17 protein-coding genes and 1 tRNA gene are annotated in these 19,294 nt (G+C 69.1%); 9 read left to right on the top strand and 9 right to left on the bottom strand.

Going from position 1 to position 19,294, the window contains the following annotated elements:
- Window positions 1–25: 25 nt before the first annotated feature.
- The 4 genes from ACFXMF_RS08180 to ACFXMF_RS08165 all read left to right on the top strand — a co-directional run bounded on the left by ACFXMF_RS08180 (window position 26) and on the right by ACFXMF_RS08165 (window position 3,037).
- Window positions 26–283, top strand: coding sequence for a hypothetical protein (locus ACFXMF_RS08180; protein WP_360311308.1), 258 nt, complete (start codon window positions 26–28; stop codon window positions 281–283).
- Window positions 280–918 carry an aminodeoxychorismate/anthranilate synthase component II gene (locus ACFXMF_RS08175; RefSeq protein ID WP_360311310.1) on the top strand — a complete coding sequence of 213 codons (639 nt, stop codon included), beginning with the start codon at window positions 280–282 and terminating at the stop codon, window positions 916–918. The genes ACFXMF_RS08180 and ACFXMF_RS08175 overlap by 4 nt, the downstream gene beginning before the upstream one ends.
- Window positions 843–2,210, top strand: coding sequence for a class E sortase (locus tag ACFXMF_RS08170; RefSeq protein WP_379992363.1), 1,368 nt, complete (start codon window positions 843–845; stop codon window positions 2,208–2,210). The genes ACFXMF_RS08175 and ACFXMF_RS08170 overlap by 76 nt, the downstream gene beginning before the upstream one ends.
- Before the next feature lie 65 nt (window positions 2,211–2,275).
- Window positions 2,276–3,037 carry a class E sortase gene (locus ACFXMF_RS08165; RefSeq protein WP_360311314.1) on the top strand — a complete coding sequence of 254 codons (762 nt, stop codon included), beginning with the start codon at window positions 2,276–2,278 and terminating at the stop codon, window positions 3,035–3,037.
- 107 nt (window positions 3,038–3,144) lie between these two features.
- Here the strand turns inward: ACFXMF_RS08165 and ACFXMF_RS08160 are convergent.
- The 9 genes from ACFXMF_RS08160 to dnaA form a co-directional block, all read right to left on the bottom strand.
- A tRNA-Ile gene (locus ACFXMF_RS08160) sits at window positions 3,145–3,218 on the bottom strand.
- A 50-nt stretch (window positions 3,219–3,268) separates the two neighbouring features.
- A complete protein-coding gene (locus ACFXMF_RS08155) occupies window positions 3,269–3,691 on the bottom strand; it encodes a DUF3566 domain-containing protein (protein WP_380017933.1) in 423 nt (140 codons plus the stop codon).
- 393 nt (window positions 3,692–4,084) lie between these two features.
- Window positions 4,085–6,709, bottom strand: a complete 2,625-nt coding sequence (gene gyrA / locus ACFXMF_RS08150; RefSeq protein ID WP_360311316.1) for a DNA gyrase subunit A — start codon at window positions 6,707–6,709, stop codon at window positions 4,085–4,087.
- Between the two features lie 82 nt (window positions 6,710–6,791).
- On the bottom strand, window positions 6,792–8,828 hold the full coding sequence (gene gyrB, locus ACFXMF_RS08145) for a DNA topoisomerase (ATP-hydrolyzing) subunit B (protein ID WP_360311318.1): 2,037 nt from the start codon (window positions 8,826–8,828) through the stop codon (window positions 6,792–6,794).
- A gap of 403 nt (window positions 8,829–9,231) precedes the next feature.
- On the bottom strand, window positions 9,232–9,759 hold the full coding sequence (locus ACFXMF_RS08140; RefSeq protein WP_360311320.1) for a DciA family protein: 528 nt from the start codon (window positions 9,757–9,759) through the stop codon (window positions 9,232–9,234).
- Window positions 9,752–10,894: a DNA replication/repair protein RecF gene (gene recF / locus ACFXMF_RS08135; RefSeq protein WP_360311322.1), complete on the bottom strand. Its 1,143-nt coding sequence runs from the start codon at window positions 10,892–10,894 to the stop codon at window positions 9,752–9,754. The genes ACFXMF_RS08140 and recF overlap by 8 nt, the downstream gene beginning before the upstream one ends.
- A 19-nt stretch (window positions 10,895–10,913) precedes the next feature.
- Window positions 10,914–11,855, bottom strand: a complete 942-nt coding sequence (gene gnd / locus ACFXMF_RS08130; RefSeq protein WP_360311324.1) for a phosphogluconate dehydrogenase (NAD(+)-dependent, decarboxylating) — start codon at window positions 11,853–11,855, stop codon at window positions 10,914–10,916.
- A 227-nt stretch (window positions 11,856–12,082) separates the two neighbouring features.
- Window positions 12,083–13,216, bottom strand: a complete 1,134-nt coding sequence (gene dnaN / locus ACFXMF_RS08125) for a DNA polymerase III subunit beta (RefSeq protein WP_360311326.1) — start codon at window positions 13,214–13,216, stop codon at window positions 12,083–12,085.
- A gap of 843 nt (window positions 13,217–14,059) precedes the next feature.
- Window positions 14,060–16,048, bottom strand: coding sequence for a chromosomal replication initiator protein DnaA (dnaA, locus tag ACFXMF_RS08120; RefSeq protein WP_379991256.1), 1,989 nt, complete (start codon window positions 16,046–16,048; stop codon window positions 14,060–14,062).
- Window positions 16,049–16,398: 350 nt separating this feature from the next.
- Between dnaA and rpmH the strand changes: the two genes are divergently transcribed.
- From rpmH to ACFXMF_RS08095, 5 genes are all read left to right on the top strand, one after another.
- Window positions 16,399–16,536: a 50S ribosomal protein L34 gene (rpmH, locus tag ACFXMF_RS08115; protein ID WP_010849920.1), complete on the top strand. Its 138-nt coding sequence runs from the start codon at window positions 16,399–16,401 to the stop codon at window positions 16,534–16,536.
- 16 nt (window positions 16,537–16,552) lie between these two features.
- Window positions 16,553–17,056 carry a ribonuclease P protein component gene (gene rnpA, locus ACFXMF_RS08110; protein WP_360311331.1) on the top strand — a complete coding sequence of 168 codons (504 nt, stop codon included), beginning with the start codon at window positions 16,553–16,555 and terminating at the stop codon, window positions 17,054–17,056.
- Window positions 17,053–17,397 (top strand): membrane protein insertion efficiency factor YidD, encoded by a 345-nt coding sequence (yidD, locus tag ACFXMF_RS08105; protein ID WP_020557146.1) that lies wholly within the window; start codon window positions 17,053–17,055, stop codon window positions 17,395–17,397. The genes rnpA and yidD overlap by 4 nt, the downstream gene beginning before the upstream one ends.
- Before the next feature lie 2 nt (window positions 17,398–17,399).
- Window positions 17,400–18,566: a membrane protein insertase YidC gene (yidC, locus tag ACFXMF_RS08100; RefSeq protein WP_360311333.1), complete on the top strand. Its 1,167-nt coding sequence runs from the start codon at window positions 17,400–17,402 to the stop codon at window positions 18,564–18,566.
- Between the two features lie 65 nt (window positions 18,567–18,631).
- Entirely contained in the window at window positions 18,632–19,183 is a 552-nt protein-coding gene (locus ACFXMF_RS08095) for a protein jag (RefSeq protein WP_379991255.1), read from the top strand.
- The last annotated feature ends 111 nt before the right edge of the window (window positions 19,184–19,294 follow it).

Here is a 19,294-nt window from a genome sequence, read left to right as displayed (position 1 = left end):
GCGAGCGAGAGAGGGCCTGGGCCTGATGTACGGCTGGATCTGGCGCACTCTGCCGGGTAACGCGTGGGTGAAGCTGTTGATCTCCCTGCTCCTGGTGTTGGCGACCGTGTACGCGCTGTTCACGTGGGTCTTCCCGTGGGCGGAACCCCTGCTCCCGTTCAGCGATGTGACGGTCGATCAGGAGAACGTCACGAGCACCACCGGCCCCGGCGGCGCACCGCGCCCCACCGGTGCGGGCGGGGCGACTTCCCCCGCGGCGTTGCCGGGAGGGCTGCCCGGATGAGCGCGCGCATTCTCGTCGTGGACAACTACGACAGCTTCGTCTTCAACCTCGTGCAGTACCTGTACCAGCTCGGCGCGACCTGCGAGGTGCGCCGCAACGACGCGGTGACCGTCGAAGAGGCCGAGGAGTTCGACGGCGTACTGCTCTCGCCCGGCCCGGGGACACCCGAGGATGCCGGGATCTGCATGGAGATGGTGCGCCGCGAGGGCGGCCGGGTGCCGGTCTTCGGCGTGTGCCTGGGGATGCAGTCCATCGCGGCGGCGCACGGCGCTACCGTTGGCCGGGCACCCGAGCTCCTGCACGGCAAGACCAGCCCTGTGGTGCATGAGGGGGCGGGCGTCTTCGCCGGCCTGCCGTCGCCGTTCACCGCGACGCGCTATCACTCACTCGCGGTGGATCCGGACACGATTCCGGCCGAACTGGAGGTGACCGCATGGACCGGGACCGGCGTGATCATGGGCCTGCGGCACCGCGCCCGACCGGTCGAAGGCGTGCAGTTCCACCCGGAGTCGGTGCTGACGGAGTACGGCCACCTGATGCTGGCGAACTGGCTGGTGAGGTGCGGGGACCCGACGGCGCCGGCCCGGTCGGCGGGTCTGGCTCCCGTCGTCGGGCGCACGCCGCTCCCGGCCTGACCGAGACGCCGATACCCGAGGTCGAGTACGGATCGGCCGAGATCGCCCCGTACGCGCCCGGAGCGTACTCGGGCGAGTTGGTCCAGCCCGGCTTCGCGGAACCGCCCGCAGCGGCCCTCCCCGCCGTTTCCGAGCCGAGTCCCGGTGGTCGCGCGGCGCGCCGGCGGGCCGCGCAGCTCCGGGCGGCCGAGGCCGGGGCGCAGGCTCCGGCCCGGGAGCCGTTCACGGGGACACCACCGCTCGGGACGACGCAGCGGTTCTCGCTGCCGCCGGGAACGGTGGCGGGGCCGCCCGCCGTTCGACCGCCGGCGTCCGAGTCCGCGACCGGGCCGGACGCGTGGTTTCGCACCGACACGGAGACGCCGGTCGACGCACCGGGCGAGCGGGCGTTCGATCCGTCGCTCGCCCCGGCCGTGCGGTCGGGTACGACGACCGGGAGCGCCGGCCCGACCGCGCCCGCGGCCGGTGGGCGGGCGGCCCGGCGCAAGGCGCAGCGCGGGAAGCCCGGGCGCGGCGGCGGCCGACCACCCGCGAGCCCGGCGGTGGCCGAGGGCGCCGGTCGGGCCGCCCGACGTCGGGCGGCCAAGCCGTCCACGGGTGCGCGGATCCTGACCGCGAGCGCCCGCCTGGTCGGCGAACTCGCCATGACGGTGGGCGTGCTGCTGGTCCTGTACGTGGTCTACCTGACCTGGTGGACGAACGTGGTGGCGGCGGAGAAGGCCCGCGACGAGGCGCACGACATACAACAGAGCTGGAACGACCCGACCGGGGTGGACCCGCGCAATCCCGGTCAGTTCGTGGCCCCGAACAAGGGGTTCGCGCTGTTGTACATCCCCAGGATCGGGATGGAGAAGCAGGCGATAGCGGAGGGCACCGATCGGGCCAAGGTGCTCAACAACGGCCTGGTGGGCCACTACACGGACCCGCAGACGGCGATGCCGTGGGATGCCCAGGGCAACTTCGCGGTGGCCGCACACCGCAACGGGCACGGTGAGCCGTTCCGTTACATCAACAAGCTCAAGCCCGGCGACAAGGTGGTCGTGGAGACCGCCACGACGTACTTCACGTACACCATCGACGCCGACCTGCCGCAGACCTCGCCGCAGCACATCGAGGTGATCGACCCGATCCCGGACCGCGGCCCGTACAAGAAGGCCGGCCGCTACATCACCCTCACCACGTGCACCCCCGACGGCGCGTCCACATACCGGCTGATCGTCTGGGGACATCTGGAGGAGGAACGACCCCGGACGCAGGGGAAGCCGGACGCGCTGCTCGCCGCCGCCAAGTGACGGCTCATCACATTCCGGTCTCCGGGGCCTGACCAAACTGCTTGTCTGTGCCAAGCTGTCGACCCATGGGCGTTGTACGCAAGACGATTCGCGTCGGAGCGGAACTCCTCCTGACGCTCGGCCTGATCGGTCTGCTGTTGTGTGTCCACCAGCTCTACTGGACCAACTTCGAGGCCCAGGCCGAGGCCCGGAGCGAAGTGGAGCAACTGCGCAAGGACTGGGCCAAGGCACCGGTGGCGGACGCCGAGCCGCCTGCGGCGCTACCGCCCAGCGACGTCCAGGACGGCCCCACCGACGTGAGCGTCGACGGCGGCCGGGACGGCCAGCGGGTGCCGGGTTCGTACAGCATCCGCGGCGAGACGCTGGCCATCCTGTGGATCCCCCGACTCGGCTCGGACTGGGCGCAACCGATCATCGAGGGATCCAGCCTGGCGTCCCTGTCCAAGGGCGTCGGCCACTACACCTACCCGCCCTACATCGGCCCCGGCGGCCCCGGCAACTTCGGGCTCGCGGGGCACCGCAACGGCCACGGCGAGCCGTTTCGCCACCTGAACCGGCTCAAGGCGGGCGACAAGGTGGTCGTCGAGACCAAGACCCAGTGGTTCACCTACACGATCGTCAAGGGCCCGTTCATCACCAAGCCCTCCAACGGCTCGGTGCTCACCGCGCAGCCGCCGGACCTGGGCGGCCCGGCCGGCCGCCGCCTGATCACCCTGACCACCTGCGATCCGGAGTTCACCTCCCGGAACCGAATGATCTACTGGGGCGAACTCACCACCACCGACCCCAAACAGGGCAACACCAAGCCGGCCGCCCTCCGCAACTGACGGGCGGCTCGGCCCGCATCCCCCACGCCACTCCCGCCCGACCCCGGAAACGCTCAAGGGCCCTTCCCCGAACCACGGGGAAGGGCCCTTGAGCCATGTGCGCGAAGTGGGCCTAACAGGACTTGAACCTGTGGCCTCTTCCTTATCAGGGAAGCGCTCTAACCGTCTGAGCTATAGGCCCGCGTGCGTGCTCAGAGAGCGTACCGCACCGCTTGCCCGCCTCCAAAATCCTTAGTCCTCCTCGGCCAGCGTGACCTCGATGCCGCCCGTGAACGACGCGGTGAGGTTGTAGAGGAACGCTCCGAGCGTGGCCAACGCGGTCACCAGGATCACGTCGACGATGGCCACGACGCCGCTGAAGAAGAGGGTGTTCTTCAGCGACAGGAGGTGTTGGAGGTCGAAGCCGTTGTTGTTCTCCGACTGGGTCGCTTCCTTGACCGTGTCCCCGACCGAGGCGAACACGCCCAGGCCGTCCAGGACCAGCCACAGCACGGTCACCGCGACCAGCAGCACCACGCCCAGTGCCAGGGACAGCAGGAAACCGACCTTCATCACCGACCACGGGTCCACCCGCGCCGCCCGCAACCGGGCCCGGCGGGTGCGCGCGATCGGTCGGGGCTGTGGCTCCGGACCGGTCCGCCCCTGCTGCGCCATGGACTGCCCCACTCGGTGAGCGGTCGACGGGACGCCGCCGGCCGGGGTGCCCCGGGTCGGGCGCGGTGAGGTCATCGTGCCGCCGCCCGTCGGGCGGGCGGCCTTGCTGCCGTTGATCGCGGCCGGCGGCCGCTCCGTACCCTCGCCCGCCGCTGCCGCGGGCGGGAAGGGGGACGTGAACGGAGTGGGCGCGGGACGCGGCGGGCGAGCCGCCGCGTCCCCGGTGGGCCCGGCTCCGTGCACGGGGGGTGGGGCTGCCGGCTTCGGCGGCACCGGCCCCGTGGGGGGCGGTGTCGCAGCGCTGCGGCTCGTGCTGTCAGCGCGCCCGCCGGCCCGACCCCGGTCGGCGCGCTCGCCTCTCCCGCCGGCCGACTTCCGGTCTGTGCTCACGCGTCACCCTTCCTGCCCGCCGGGCGCGACCTCCCCTTCGACGGTGGAGGTCGGCTCGTGCGTGCCATCGGCCGCACCGGCTTCGGCCCCGTCGACCTCTGGGTCGATCTCGGCCTCGGGCTCAGGTTCGGCGTTACGTGCGATGCCGACAACGGCGTCGCCCTTACCCAGGTTGATCAGCTGCACACCCATCGTGTCACGTCCGGTGTGCCGGACACCCGCGGCGCGGGTGCGGATCACTCCACCGCCGAGCGTGATGGCGAGGATTTCATCCGTGTCGTCCACGACGAGTGCCCCGACGAGTGAACCTCGGTCCTCGACGATCTTGGCGGCCTTGATACCGAGGCCCCCACGTCCCTGGACGCGATACTCGTCCACACTGGTTCGCTTTGCGAAGCCCCCATCGGTGGCGGTGAACACGAACGTGCCCGCACGCACCACGTTCATCGACAACAGTTCGTCGCCTTCGCGGAAGCTCATCCCCTTCACCCCGGATGTCGCCCGACCCATCGGCCGCAGCGTCTCGTCCGTGGCGGTGAACCGGATCGACTGCGCCTTGCGGCTCACGAGCAGCAGGTCGTCGTCCGCGGAGACCAGTTCGGCGCCGATCACCTCGTCGTCGTCACCGGCCTCGTCCGAGCGCAGGTTGATCGCGATCACGCCGGCCGCGCGGTTGGTGTCGTACTCCTTGAGCGCGGTCTTCTTCACCAGACCGGCCTTGGTCGCCAACACCAGGTACGGCGCGACCTCGTAGTCGCGCAGGTCGAGCACCTGGGCGATCTTCTCGTCCGGCTGGAACGCGAGCAGGTTCGCCACGTGTTGACCACGCGCGTCGCGACCGGTGTCCGGGAGCTCGTACGCCTTCGCCCGATAGACCCGGCCCTTGTTCGTGAAGAACAGGATCCAGTGGTGCGTGGTGGTCACGAAGAAGTGGTCGACGATGTCGTCCTGCTTCAGTTGCGCGCCGCGCACCCCCTTGCCGCCGCGCTTCTGCGAGCGGTACAGGTCGGTCCGGGTGCGCTTGACGTAGCCGCCGCGCGTGATGGTGATGACGATGTCCTCTTCGGCGATCAGGTCCTCGATGGACATGTCACCGTCGAAGGGCACCAGCGCGCTGCGCCGGTCGTCGCCGAACTTGTCGACGATCGCCGCCAGTTCCTCACTGATGATCTGCCGCTGCCGGTCCGGCGAGGCCAGGATCGCCTGGTAGTCGGTGATCTTCGCCATCAGCTCGTCGTGCTCGGCGGTGATCTTCCGGTGCTCCAGGGCGGCCAGCCGGCGAAGCTGCATCTCCAGGATCGCGTTGGCCTGGATCTCGTCGATCTCCAGGAGCCCGATCAGGCCGGTGCGCGCCTCGTCGACCGTGTTCGAGGCCCGGATCAGCGCGATGACCTCCTCGATCGCGTCCAGGGCCTTGAGCAGACCACGCAGGATGTGGGCGCGCTCCTCGGCCTTGCGCAGCCGGAAGCGGGTCCGCCGGACGATCACCTCGATCTGGTGCTCCACCCAGTTGCGGATGAAGAGGTCGATCGAGAGCGTGCGCGGGACGCCGTCCACCAGCGCGAGCATGTTCGCGCCGAAGGTGTCCTGCAACTGGGTGTGCTTGTACAGGTTGTTCAGCACGACCTTGGCCACCGCGTCGCGCTTGAGCACGATCACCAGGCGCTGGCCGGTACGCGAGGAGGTCTCGTCGCGGACGTCGGCGATGCCGCCGATCTTGCCGTCCTTGACCAGGTCGGCGATCTTCTGCGCGAGGTTGTCCGGGTTGACCTGGTAGGGCAGTTCGGTGACCACCAGGCACTGCCGGTTCTGGATCTCCTCGACCTCGACCACCGCACGCATGGTGATCGAGCCGCGGCCGGTGCGGTACGCGTCCTCGATCCCGCGTCGGCCGACGACGAGCGCACCGCTGGGGAAGTCCGGGCCCTTGATCCGCTCGATCAGGGCGTCCTGGAGTTCCTCCGCCGACACGTCGGGGTTCTGCAGGAACCACTGCGCGCCGGAGGCGACCTCGCGCAGGTTGTGCGGCGGGATGTTGGTCGCCATGCCGACCGCGATGCCCGCGGACCCGTTGACGAGCAGGTTCGGGAAACGGGCCGGCAGGACCGTCGGCTCCTGGTTGCGGCCGTCGTAGTTGTCCTGGAGATCGACGGTGTCCTCGTCGATGTCCCGGAGCATCTCCATGGACAGCCACTTGAGCTTGCACTCGGTGTACCGCATGGCCGCGGCCGGGTCGTTGCCCGGCGAGCCGAAGTTGCCGTTGCTGTCCACCAGCGGCATCCGCATCGACCACGGCTGGGCCAACCGGACCAGCGCGTCGTAGATCGAGGTGTCGCCGTGCGGGTGATAGGTGCCCATCACGTCGCCGACGACGCGGGCGCACTTGTAGAAGCCCTTCTCGGGCCGGTAGCCGCCGTCGTACATCGCGTAGAGCACGCGGCGGTGCACCGGCTTGAGACCGTCGCGCACGTCGGGCAGGGCGCGCGAGACGATCACGCTCATCGCGTAGTCGAGGTAGCTGCGCTGCATCTCGGTTTCGAGCCCGACGGGCTCGATCCGCAGACCGCCGGTGCTGTTCACCGCGTCCGCCGGGTCGCCTTCGGGCGCCGGGGTGTTCTCTTCGGCCATTGCTGGTCAAAGTCCTTTCGAGGTGTGGCGTGGGGCCGACTCGGATGTGGACATCCGCGCTGCGGCGGATCCCCCCGGCGGGTCAGATGTCCAGGAACCTGACGTCCTTGGCGTTTCGCTGGATGAAGGAACGGCGAGCCTCGACGTCCTCACCCATGAGCACCGAGAACAACTCGTCGGCCTGGGCCGCGTCGTCGAGCGTGACCTGGCCCAGGACCCGGTGGTCGATGTCCATGGTGGTCACCCGAAGCTCCTCGGCGTTCATCTCGCCGAGGCCCTTGAAGCGCTGGATCGAGTCGTCCTTCGCGCGCTTGCCGGCCTGCCGGCCGAGTTCGAGCAGCGCGTCGCGCTCGCGGTCGGAGTAGGCGTACTCGAAGTCGTCCCGGCTCCACTTGATCTTGTAGAGCGGCGGACGGGAGAGGTACACGTGCCCGGCCTCGACCAGCGGCCGCATGAAGCGGAACAGGAAGGTCAGCAGCAGCGTGTTGATGTGCTGGCCGTCGACGTCGGCGTCCGCCATCAGGATGATCTTGTGATAGCGGAGCTTCTCGATGTCGAAGTCCTCGTGCACACCGGTGCCGAACGCCGAGATGAGCGCCTGGACCTCGGTGTTCTGCAGGATCTTGTCGATCCTGGCCTTCTCGACGTTCAGGATCTTGCCGCGAATCGGCAGGATCGCCTGGTACATCGGGTCCCGGCCGGACTTGGCCGAGCCACCGGCCGAGTCGCCCTCGACGATGAAGATCTCGCACTTGGACGGGTCGTTGCTCTGGCAGTCGCTCAGCTTGCCCGGCAGCGACGCGGTCTCCAGCAGGCCCTTGCGTCGGGTCAGGTCGCGCGCCTTGCGGGCGGCCATCCGCGCGGTGGCGGCCTGGATCGACTTGCGGATGATGTCCGCGGCCTCGCTCGGGTTGCGGTCGAGCCAGTCGGTGAGGTGCTCGTGCACGACCCGCTGCACGAAGGTCTTGGCCTCGGTGTTGCCCAGCTTGTCCTTGGTCTGGCCCTCGAACTGCGGGTCGCCGAGCTTGACCGAGATGATCGCGGTCAGACCCTCGCGGATGTCCTCGCCGGCGAGGTTCTCGTCCTTCTCCTTGAGCAGCTTCTTCTCCCGCGCGTAGCGGTTGATCAGCGCGGTCAGCGCGGATCGGAAGCCCTCTTCGTGGGTGCCGCCGCCGTGCGTGTGGATGGTGTTCGCGAAGCTGTGCACACCCTCGGTGTACTGCGAGTTCCACTGCATCGCGACTTCCACCGAGATGGTCCGGGACTTGTCCTCGGCCTCGATGTCGATCACCGACGGGTGTACCAGCTCGCCCTTGCGCGAGTTGAGGTAGCGCACGAAGTCGGCGATGCCGCCCTCGTAGTGGTACGTGACCGAGAGCTGCTCGCCCTTGTCGTTCACGTGGTCCGGACGCTCGTCGGTGAGCGAGATGGTCAGGCCCTTGTTGAGGAAGGCCATCTCCTGGAAGCGCCGGGAGAGCGTCTCGAACGAGTAGACCGTGGTCTCGAAGATGTCCGCGTCGGCCCAGAAGGTGACCTGGGTGCCCGTCTCGGCGGTCGCCTCGTGCCGCTCCAGCGGCGCGGTCGGCGTGCCCAGCTTGTAGTCCTGCGTCCAGCGGTAGCCGTCGCGGCGGATGTCCACCGCCAGGCGCGAGGACAGCGCGTTGACCACCGAGACGCCGACGCCGTGCAGACCGCCGGAGACCGAGTAGCCGCCGCCGCCGAACTTGCCGCCCGCGTGCAGGATGGTCAGCACGACCTCGACCGCGGGCTTCTTCTCCACCGGGTGCATGTCGACCGGGATGCCACGCCCGTTGTCGACCACCCGCACGCCGCCGTCGGCGAGAATGGTCGCCTCGATGTGTGTCGCGTGCCCTGCGAGCGCCTCGTCGACCGAGTTGTCCACGACCTCGTAGACAAGGTGGTGCAGGCCGCGCTCACCGGTGGAACCGATGTACATGCCTGGGCGCTTCCGGACCGCGTCGAGGCCCTCCAGGACCTGGATGTCACTCGCGCCGTACGACGGCGAGTCGAGCGCGGCAGAGGTTTCCGGCGAGCCGGCCACGTCATTCTCCTTGGGGTTGCCGGAATCGGCCACGAAGCGCCCTTTCTGGCACAGCACGGCTCCCTGCCCGGGAGCAGGATCGGCAGGGTGTGTCGAACGGCAGGCAGCCGGCCCGACACGCCCCCGGGCACGGAGCCGCGGAAGTCGAAACAGGATCCGCATGAGCGGTATTGCTGCTTCAGTCTACCGGTCGGGGCGACACAAAGATGGGTTCCCAAGGGGCCTGGGTTCGCGTGTGGCGCCCTGATGTGCCCTGTCGCATGTCCCCCTACTTGCCCCGGGGTCCCGAATCGCTCTCATGCCTGTCCACGCGGTGCGACCGACCCGGACGGTAACAGCGTGTCAGACCGGTATGACACCGGACACATCGCCCCCACCGGCGCGACCGAGCGGGCGCGTGGGCGTGCGCGGGCGCATTCGGGGGCGCATTCGAGCGGTACCGGTCGTGGCCGAAAATCGCCTACGGCTGTGCGCGCCACTGGCCCCGGCGACGCTCCTGCGCGGGGCCGAGCACCCGGATGAAGGTGACGGTGCCGTCGCCCAGCTCCTGATTGAGGCGGGCGAGCAGTTTCGGCGCGAGCCAGCGCACGTGGGTCGCGTAGTTGTCGGACTCGGCGCGAACCACCAGTTCGCCGTCCTCGAAGCGCTCCGGGCGACAGTTGGCCGCCATCGCCGGGCCGACGATTTCCGGCCAGCGCTGGAGCACGCCGTGCACCGCCGCGGGAGTCTGCCATCCGCGCTCGGTGACCAGGCGTCCCATGATCTGCCGCAACGGCTGCGGGTCGCGGTCGTCGGGCCCCGAACCACTACGTTTCAAGCCACGACGGGCCTGACCCTGGTCCTGCCGAAGATCGTGCCGGGTCCGGGCCTGGGCACGGGCCTGGGTCAGCGCCGCGCGGGCCAGATCGATGCCGCGCGTCGGCTCGGCGGGAGGCTGCTCGGCCCGCCCGGGCCCGCCGGCGGGCCCGATGTGGGACTCGTCACTCATCCTCGACCCTTCGCACCTCGCCCGCGGCGACGTCGTAGCGCGCACCCGCGAGCGCGGGCGGCACATCCTCGGCCACCGCGGCGGTGACCAGAACCTGCTCGCCGTGCGCGACCATCTCGGCCAGCCGCGCGCGACGCGTGACGTCGAGTTCGGCGAACACGTCGTCGAGCACCAGGACCGGCTCGCCGCCGTCCGCGCGCAGCAGTTCGTAGGAGCCCAGCCGCAGCGCCAGTGCGTACGACCAGGACTCGCCGTGGCTGGCGTAGCCCTTGGCGGGCAACGGGCCCAGCCGCAACACGAGATCGTCGCGATGCGGGCCGACCAGCGTCTGACCGCGCTCGACCTCGGCCGCCCGACCGGCGGCGATCGCCGCCGTGAGCACCGCGTGGATGCCGGCCCGGTCGGTGGGCAGCGGATCCTCCGACATCGAACTGCGGTAGTCCAGCACGATCGGTCCACCGCCTGTGGACAACGCGTCGTAGGACTTGTCCACCAGCGGTTGCAGCGCGGCCACCAGATCGAGCCGGGCGAAGGTGAGTTCGGCCCCCGCCGCGGCCAGGTGCTCGTCCCATACGTCCAACGTGCTCAACGCACCGCTGCGCCCACCGCCCGCCCGCCGGGCCAGGGCCGCGGTGCGCAGCAGCGTGTTGCGCTGCTTGAGCACCCGGTCGTAGTCCTGGCGCACGCCGAGCAGGCGCGGGGTGCGCGCGGTCAACAACTCGTCCAGAAACCTGCGGCGTTCGCCCGGATCGCCCTTGACCAGGGCCAGGTCCTCCGGCGCGAACAGCACGGTGCGCAGCAGGCCGAGCAGGTCGCGCGGCCGGGTCGCGGGCGAGCGGTTGATCCGGGCCCGGTTGGCCTTGCCGGGGTTGATCTCCAACTCGGCCAGCGCGCTGCGGCCGTCCTCGCGCACGATGCTGGCCCGTACGTACGCCCGTTCGGCGCCGAGTCGGACCAGGGGCGCGTCCGAGGCGACCCGGTGGCTGCCGAGCGTGGCCAGATAGCCGATCGCCTCGACGAGGTTGGTCTTGCCCTGGCCGTTGGGGCCCACGAATGCGGTCACGCCCGGTTCGAGGGGTACCTCGACCCGGGCGTACGACCGATAGTCGACGAGAGACAGATGCGCTACATGCATGGGCGGGCGGGCCGATTGCTCAGCCCGCGTCGGCCTCCTTCGGCGGCGAGACGTCGGCGCCCGGGGCGTCGGCGCCCTTGTGCGTCGACGCGGCGGTGACCGCGTGCCCACCGAACTGATTGCGCAGTGCGGCGACCATCTTCATCTGCGGCGAGTCGTCCTGACGGGAGGCGAATCGGGCGAACAGCGACGCGGTGATCGCGGGCAGCGGAACGGCGTGGTCGATCGCCGCCTCCACGGTCCAGCGGCCCTCGCCGGAGTCCTCCGCGTAGCCGCGCAGGCCCTCCAGGTGCTCGTCCTCGTCCATCGCGCGCACGGCCAGGTCCAGCAGCCACGAGCGGATGACGGTGCCCTCCTGCCAACTGCGGAACACCTCGCGGACGTCGGTGACCACGTCGGCGGCCTCCAGCAGTTCCCAGCCCTCGGCATACGCCTGCATGAGCGCGTACTCGATGCCGTTGTGCACCATCTTCGCGAAGTGCCCGGCGCCGACCTTGCCCGCGTGCACGAAACCGGCCGGGCCCTCGGGCTTGAGCGCGTCGAAGATCGGCTGGACCTTCTCGATGTTCGCGGCGTCGCCGCCGCACATCAGCGCATAGCCGTTGTCCCGACCCCAAACGCCGCCGGAGACACCGCAGTCGACGAAGCCGATGTTCTTCGCGGCCAGCGCCTCGGCGTGCTTGATGTCGTCCGTCCAGCGCGAGTTGCCGCCGTCGACGACCACGTCACCGGGGGACAACAGTTCGCCGAGCTCGTCGACCGTGGCCTGGGTCGGTGCACCCGCGGGCACCATCACCCACACCACGCGCGGTGTCGGGAGGGCGTCCACAAGTTCCTTGAGGCTGTGCACATCCGCGATCTCCGCGTTGCGGTCGTAGCCCACCACCGTGTGGCCCGCGCGGCGCAGACGCTCGCGCATGTTGCCACCCATCTTGCCGAGGCCGACGAGTCCGAGCTGCATCCTGAAATCCTTCGTTCGCTGCTGCGATGCCGGGTGGGGCACCGCCGAGGCCGCTGTCCACACCCCTTGTGGGGGCTTTTCACCGCGTCGACGGTACGCGGGTAGCGGTTGCCCGTGCTGCTGCGGGGTCATGCACGGTGGATGAGCCCGAACCCGGGTGCCCATTCGGCCGGATCGACCGCGGCCCGATCGGCCGCGGGTGCGAGCCGATTCGGCCGCGGCCCGGATCAACCGGAGAGGCGCACCGGCATGATCAGGTAGCGGTACTCGTCGGTGGCCTCGGCCTCGACGTCCGGCTTGCCGGTCATCACGGCCGGCTTCGTGGACGTGGTGAAGGAGATCTGGGCGACCGGGGAGCCGATCGCGCTGAGCCCTTCGAGCAGGAACGTCGGGTTGAAGGCGATCGAGATCTCCTCGCCCTCCAGCGTCGCGTCGATCGCCTCGGAGGCCTGCGCCTCGTCGCCGGAACCGGCTTCGAGCACAAGTCGGCCGTCGGAGAAGGACAGCCGCACCGGGGTGTTGCGCTCGGCGACCAGGGACACGCGCTTGACCGCGTCCACGAACGGCGCGGTCTCCACCGTCGCGACGGTCTCCGACTGCTCCGGGAACAGCGCGCGGTACTTGGGGAATTCGCCTTCGAGCAGGCGGGTGGTGGTACGCCGACCGGCACCCTCGAAGCCGATCATGCCCTCGCCGATCTTGTCCCCGGACAGCGCGATCTGCACGCTGTCGCCCTGGGTCAGCGACTTGGCGGTGTCGTTGAGGGTCTTGGCGGGCACCAGTGCCACCGCCGAGGAGAGGCCGTCGGCCTCGGGCTTCCAGTGGAACTGGCGGACCGCGAGCCGGTATCGGTCGGTGGCGGCGAGGGTGACCAGGTCGCCCTCGATCTCGACCCGGACGCCGGTCAGCATCGGCAGCGTGTCGTCGCGGCCGGCCGCGATGGCCACCTGGGCCACGGCGGCGGCGAACACGTCGCCCTCGACGGACCCTGCGGCGGTGGGCATGTCCGGCAGCGCCGGGTAGTCCTCCACCGGGAGGGTGGGCAGGGTGAACCGAGCGCTGCCACAGACCACGGTCACCTTGGCGCCGTCGGTGGACACCTCGACGGGGCGGTTCGGCAGGCTCTTGGAGATGTCGGCGAGCAGTCGCCCGGACACCAGCACCCGGCCCGGCTCGTCGATCTCGGCCTCGACGCCGCCGCGGGCGGAGACCTCGTAGTCGAAGCTGGACAGCGTCAGTCGCTGGTCCGCCGCTTCCAGGAGCAGTCCGGCGAGGACGGGAACCGCCGGCCGCGCCGGGAGACTGCGTGCGGTCCACGCCACCGCATCAGCGAGAACGTCACGCTCGACCCGGAACTTCACCGGTTCACCGCCTCCTGCCGTTACCGGCCGTCTGTCTGTCGTGTGTCTGCCGTTCGTTCGTTCGGCATCGGTGACGGGCCGTCGGGGCCTACCACCGGGACACAGTCTGACGCACCGCGCCGACAGCCCGCGCAGCCCCCGGCAAACCGGCAGTCCACAGATTCGGCCCGACCCGACCGTTTTCCGTGGATCTCTCTTGAACTACGTGTGGTCGTAATAGTAGGGGGTGTGGATACCGTGGATAACCGGTATACGCGCAGGTCAGGGCCGGTTTTTTGTCCACTTCGAGGTGTGGGTGAACCCGTGGATAAACCCCCTGTGTCTGTGGATGCCCGAATTGGCTCCACAGACCGTCCCCAGGCGTACCCGCACTTGTCCCCAGACAATCCCCAGGTCGGGGACCACTTGTCCCCACCCCTGGCGGACGCCACTCGGCTCGGGATTCACCGTAAGGGGTGAAACCGGCCCGACTGTGGACAGATCCGTGGACAACCTGGGGACAAGCCCCGAATTTCGGTGGACGGGACGTGGACAACCAGACAACACGGCGGTGGACGGTGTGCGGCCGAAAAGTTATCCACAGTCTGTGGAGGAATCCATTCCACATCACCACAGGAACCTGACCTGCCGGCTCGCCGGCTTTTTCCCCAGGTTCCCGAAGCCATTGTGGGGAACTTGGGGGCCGATGCGTCATCCCCACGGTGTGGATGTCCCGGACGGCGCCGATCGGTGGATAACTCGGCCCCGATTCGGGCGTTGTGACCAAGCTCACACCGCACATGTGAAGGCCGGCGGCCCCAAAGGGGAACGCCGGCCGGTTCTCAGCGGTGTGCGGGTGCCGATTCAGCTCTTGATGCGGTTCGTCAACTCCGTCACCTGGTTGTAGATCGAGCGCCGTTCGGCCATCAACGAACGAATCTTGCGGTCCGCGTGCATCACCGTCGTGTGGTCACGCCCGCCGAACTGGGCGCCGATCTTGGGCAGCGACAGGTCGGTCAGCTCGCGGCACAGATACATCGCGATCTGGCGGGCGGTGACCAGCACCCGGCTGCGCGAGGTGCCGCACAGGTCCTCGACGGACAGACCGAAGTAGGCGGCGGTGTGCGCCATGATCGTGGTCGCGGTGATCTCGGGTCCCGCGCTGTCCGGGATCAGGTCCTTGAGCACGATCTCGGTGAGCTGCAGATCCACCGGCTGCCGGTTCAGACTGGCGAACGCGGTCACCCGGATCAGCGCGCCCTCCAGCTCGCGGATGTTCCGGGAGATCTTGCTGGCGATGTACTCCAGGACGTCCGGCGGCGCGTTGAGCCCCTCCTGGATCGCCTTCTTGCGCAAGATCGCGATCCGGGTCTCCAACTCGGGCGGCTGGACGTCGGTCAACAGTCCCCACTCGAACCGGTTCCGCAGCCGGTCCTCCAGCGTGACGAGCTGCTTGGGCGGCCGGTCGGAGGAGATGACGATCTGCTTGTTCGCGTTGTGCAGCGTATTGAAGGTGTGGAAGAACTCCTCCTGGGTCTGCTCCTTGGTCTCCAGGAACTGGATGTCGTCCACGAGCAGCACATCGACATCTCGATAACGTCGGCGAAAGCCGTCGGCCTTGCCGTCACGGATCGAGTTGATGAATTCGTTGGTGAACTCCTCCGAGCTCACGTAACGCACCCGGGTGCCCGGATACAGGCTCTTCGCGTAATGCCCGATCGCGTGCAACAGGTGGGTCTTGCCCAGCCCCGACTCGCCGTAGATGAACAGCGGGTTGTACGCCTTCGCCGGCGCCTCGGCGACCGCCACCGCGGCCGCGTGCGCGAAGCGGTTGCTGGAGCCGATGACGAACGTCTCGAACAGGTACTTGGGATTCAGCCGGGCGGCCGGCTCGTGTTCCACCACACCGTGCTCGCGCCCGGTGCCCGGCCGGGCCAGCCGCAGCGGTCGCCCGCCGGGCACGTCGACCGGCGGCACGGGCGGGGACTGGTGCGGCGGCGGGACCTGCTGTGGAGCCTGCGGGGCACCCGAAGACTGGTCCCTGTCGCCGGATTGATGTGTCGAATTATCCACAAAGCTGTGGACGGACGGTGTGGAAAAGCCGGGCGGCCCGAACAGATCCTCGCGATCGGCGAAGAGGGTCCCGTCGGAAGGCGGGATTCCCGGGTGATCGGATACGCCGTTCGCATTTCCCCCGTAGCCATATTGGTCACGAGCGTCCCGCGGATCGCGCGGATCACGAGCGTCCCGGGACTCGCGCGGTTCCCGGGGATCACGCAGATCGCGCTGCTCACGGGCATCACGCGCGTCCCGCGGATCACGGGGGTCCCTGGCGTCGCGCGGGTCGCGCGGGTCGCGCTGATCCCGATACGGTCCGGGCGCGTAGCGGTCGTGCGGGTAGTCCTGCTGATACTGCGGCTCGGCGTACGGATCGCGGTCTTGGCGGTACGGCTGCTGGCCGTACGGCTCCTGCGGATAGCCGTCGCGGCCGTACCGGTCGCCGCCATAGGAGGAGCGACCGTAGGGGCCGGGGTTGTACTCGTCGTGCCGGGGTGCACGCTCGTGCCGTTCGGGTTCCGGCTCGCCCGCACCGGGCTCGACACTGACCGCGAACCGGATCGGCCGCCCGAAACCGTGGCTCAGCGCGTCCGTCACCACCTGGCGAAGCCGAGTCTCCAGGACTTCCTTGGCAAACTCGTTCGGCACCGCGAGCAGTGCGGTGTCGGAGAAGAGGGTCAGCGGCTGGGTGCGCTGGAGCCATCCCTTGTCCTTGGCCGTGACCGAGTCGTCGGTGGCCAGTCGTTCCAGGAACCGTGCCCAGACTGCGGCGAGGTCGCTGGTGATGTCAGCCACAGTGCACGCTCTTTCATTGCATCGACGCAGGTCTCGGGAGGGCTCCCAGTGTCCCGGACCCCGGGCGCGAGCGCTCCGGTCCGACCCACCTGTTCACGGTAGTGGCGCCCACCGGCCTGCTCAACCCGTTGTCCACAGGCTGTGTACAGCCTGCCCGAGACTGCGTTTTCGCAGGTGGGCGACGTGCCCCGGATCCCCCATTTGACCCCGTCGCCTGTTGGTACGTACCGTGGGCCGGTCTAGTTGTCTGACGACCGCTGCCGCATGTCCGAGATCATGTCGATGCGGACGTACGGTGGTGGCCGGCGGTCTTTTCTGCCGGCCCACGATTCAAATCCTGGAGCCCCCGAGTGAGCAAGCGCACCTTCCAGCCGAACAACCGTCGCCGGGCGAAGACCCACGGGTTCCGGCTGCGCATGCGCACCCGTGCCGGTCGCGCCATCCTTGCTGCCCGCCGCCGCAAGGGCCGCGCGGAGCTTTCCGCCTGAGTTCGCGGATCTCTCCGTGCTGCCTGCCGATAACCGGCTGAGGCGGCGCGAGGACTTCGCGATCGCGGTTCGCCGCGGGCGTCGAGCCGGCCGTCCGAATCTGGTCGTCCACCTGCATCGACAGGAGACGAGCGGATCCGTGACGTCCGAACGCGCCCCGGCGACCGCGCAGCCGTCCGAGCCGGACACCCTGCGCCAATCCGTGGCAGAGGACCCGCACGCGGTGGTGGAGCACGCTCCACCACCGCGTGCGGGTTTCGTCGTGAGCAAGGCTGTCGGCCCCGCAGTTGTCCGTAACGTCGTCAAGCGTCGGCTTCGCCACCTCATACACGATCGGATGGCCCTGCTTCCGGCAGGTAGCCTGGTCGTGGTACGGGCATTGCCACCCGCGGCCAAGGCGGAGCACTCCGACCTGGCCCGGGATCTGGACGCAGCGTTCGACCGGCTTCTGGGCCGGGCCGGGCGCCCTGTCGCGGTCCGCCCGCAACGGCCCGCGGCCAAGCCGGGAGCGACGGCGTGAAGTACCTGTTCATGGGGTTCATTCGGGTCTATCAGTGGACGATCAGCCCGATGCTGGGGCCGGTGTGTCGCTTCTACCCGTCGTGCTCGCATTATGGGTATGAGGCGATGTCCGTTCATGGCGCGTTCAAGGGCACCTACCTCACCGTGTGGCGCATCCTGCGCTGCAACCCCTGGAACTCTGGCGGTGTCGATCCTGTGCCGCCGCGCACACGCCGACCGTGGCGACTCCCCGAGCGGAAGTCGCGCTCGGAGTCGGAGCCGCACGAGCGGCAGCAGACGTCCAGCACCGGCCGTACCGAGCCCGCGCCCGGTGCGAACACCACCGCCCGAGGAGCTTGACCGTGGGGATTCTTGACCCCCTATACACCGCTGTCTCCTGGATCATCGTTCAGTTCCACTCGTTGTTCAGCCCGATCTTCGGCAAGGACAGCGGTTGGTCCTGGGGCTTGTCCATCGTCTGCCTCGTGGTCGTCATCCGGATCTGCCTGATCCCGCTCTTCGTGAAGCAGATCAAGGCGACCCGTGGACTGCAAGCACTGCAGCCGCGGATTAAGGAGGTCCAGAAGCGGTACAAGGACGACCGTGAGCGTCAGTCCCAGGAAATGATGAAGCTCTACAAGGAGACGGGTACCAACCCGCTCTCGAGCTGTCTTCCGATCCTGGTCCAGTCGCCGTTCTTCTTCGCCCTGTTCCACGTGCTGCAGCGGGTCTCGCAGAACCGCACGGTCGGCGTGATCGACCGCGACCTGGTGAACAGCGCCCAGCAGGCGCACATCTTCGGCGCCCCCATCGCCGCCAAGTTCACCGACTCGGCGGCGAAGATCGCCAGCCTCGGCGCCGACCTGACCACCGTGCGGATCGTCACCATCGTGATGATCGTGCTGATGTCCGGGTCGCAGTTCTTCACGCAGCGCCAGTTGATGACGAAGAACACCGACCCTGCTTCGCTCGTGGGCAACCCGTTCGCGAAGCAGCAGAAGCTGATGATGTACGCGTTCCCGATCATGTTCGCGGTCTTCGGCATCAACTTCCCGGTCGGCGTGCTGGTCTACTGGCTCACCACCAACGTGTGGACGATGGGTCAGCAGCTCTTCGTGATCAACCGCAACCCCACCCCCGGCAGCCCGGCGTACAAGGTGCGGCAGGAGAAGTTGTCGGAGAAGGCGCGCAAGCAGGGCAAGGTGCTGCTTCCCGACGGGAAGCTGATGGACCAGGCCGAGTACGACGCCCAGCAGGCCGAGATCAAGGCCCAGGCCGCCCGGCGCCAGCAGCCGACCAGGCTCACCAAGTCGCAGCGCAAGGCCCGGGCCCGAGAGGACGCGGACACCGCCGTCGGCGAGGACGCGGAGACCGCGGAGAGCGGTACGGCGGCGAGCAACGGCACCTCCGGCACCGCGCGCTCGAACGGCTCGGTGAAGGGCTCGACCGCGCGGACGCCGCACTCCGGTGCGCGTAACGCCGGCCCGCGCAAGCAGACCCAGAGCCGGAAGCACCCGAGGAAGAAGTGACCGCCCTCGACGGGCCGGCCGCCCCCTCCATCGACTCGCTCACTCGTCCACAAAGGAGTTCCCCTGTGACGGAAGGCACGACCCCCGCCGTCGACTCACCCGCCGCCTCGCGTCGGATCACGCTCACCGCGGAGGAGATCAGCCGGCTGGAGCAGGAGGGTGAGATCGCCGCGGACTACCTGGAGGCCCTGCTCGACATCGCCGACCTCGACGGCGACATCGACATGGACGTCGAAGGCGGGCGCGCGTCGGTCTCGGTGATCGCCGGTGACGAGAGCGCGTCCTCCGGCGCCGACCTCAAGCGGCTCGTCGGTCGCGACGGCGAGGTCCTGGAAGCCCTCCAGGAGCTGACCCGGCTGGCCGTGCACCGCGAGACCGGTGAGCGCAGCCGGCTGATGCTCGACGTGGACGGCTTCCGTGCCGCCAAGCGGGCGAACCTGGCGGAGATCGCGACCGAGGCGGTGGAAGAGGTCAAGGCGGCGGGTACGTCCCTCAAGCTGAAGCCGATGACCCCGTTCGAGCGCAAGGTCGTGCACGACACCGTCGCGGAGGCCGGACTGCGCAGCGAGTCGGAGGGCGAGGAGCCCAATCGCTGCGTCGTCGTCCTGCCCGCCTGATCGGATCCCCGGATCCGTTTCCGCAAACCGTCGCGCCGGCCCCCCCCCCCCCCCGGGGGGGCGGGGGCGGGAACGGGTTGAATTTGAAACCACTAAAACAGGCGGAGAAAA

Origin of the sequence: Embleya sp. NPDC059213 (genome assembly GCF_042754445.1) — a bacterium.
In the GTDB taxonomy this organism is placed as follows: domain Bacteria; phylum Actinomycetota; class Actinomycetes; order Streptomycetales; family Streptomycetaceae; genus Embleya.
This window is presented reverse-complemented; position numbering and strand designations above follow the sequence as displayed.

Bases quoted from the DNA above. Each gene is read 5' to 3' on its own strand.
- ACFXMF_RS08180 (WP_360311308.1), top strand. From the start codon at position 26: ATGTACGGCTGGATCTGGCGCACTCTGCCGGGTAACGCGTGGGTGAAG.
- ACFXMF_RS08175 (WP_360311310.1), top strand. From the start codon at position 280: ATGAGCGCGCGCATTCTCGTCGTGGACAACTACGACAGCTTCGTCTTC.
- ACFXMF_RS08165 (WP_360311314.1), top strand. From the start codon at position 2,276: ATGGGCGTTGTACGCAAGACGATTCGCGTCGGAGCGGAACTCCTCCTG.
- ACFXMF_RS08155 (WP_380017933.1), bottom strand. From the start codon at position 3,691: ATGGCGCAGCAGGGGCGGACCGGTCCGGAGCCACAGCCCCGACCGATC.
- gyrA (WP_360311316.1), bottom strand. From the start codon at position 6,709: ATGGCCGAAGAGAACACCCCGGCGCCCGAAGGCGACCCGGCGGACGCG.
- ACFXMF_RS08140 (WP_360311320.1), bottom strand. From the start codon at position 9,759: ATGAGTGACGAGTCCCACATCGGGCCCGCCGGCGGGCCCGGGCGGGCC.
- recF (WP_360311322.1), bottom strand. From the start codon at position 10,894: ATGCATGTAGCGCATCTGTCTCTCGTCGACTATCGGTCGTACGCCCGG.
- gnd (WP_360311324.1), bottom strand. From the start codon at position 11,855: ATGCAGCTCGGACTCGTCGGCCTCGGCAAGATGGGTGGCAACATGCGC.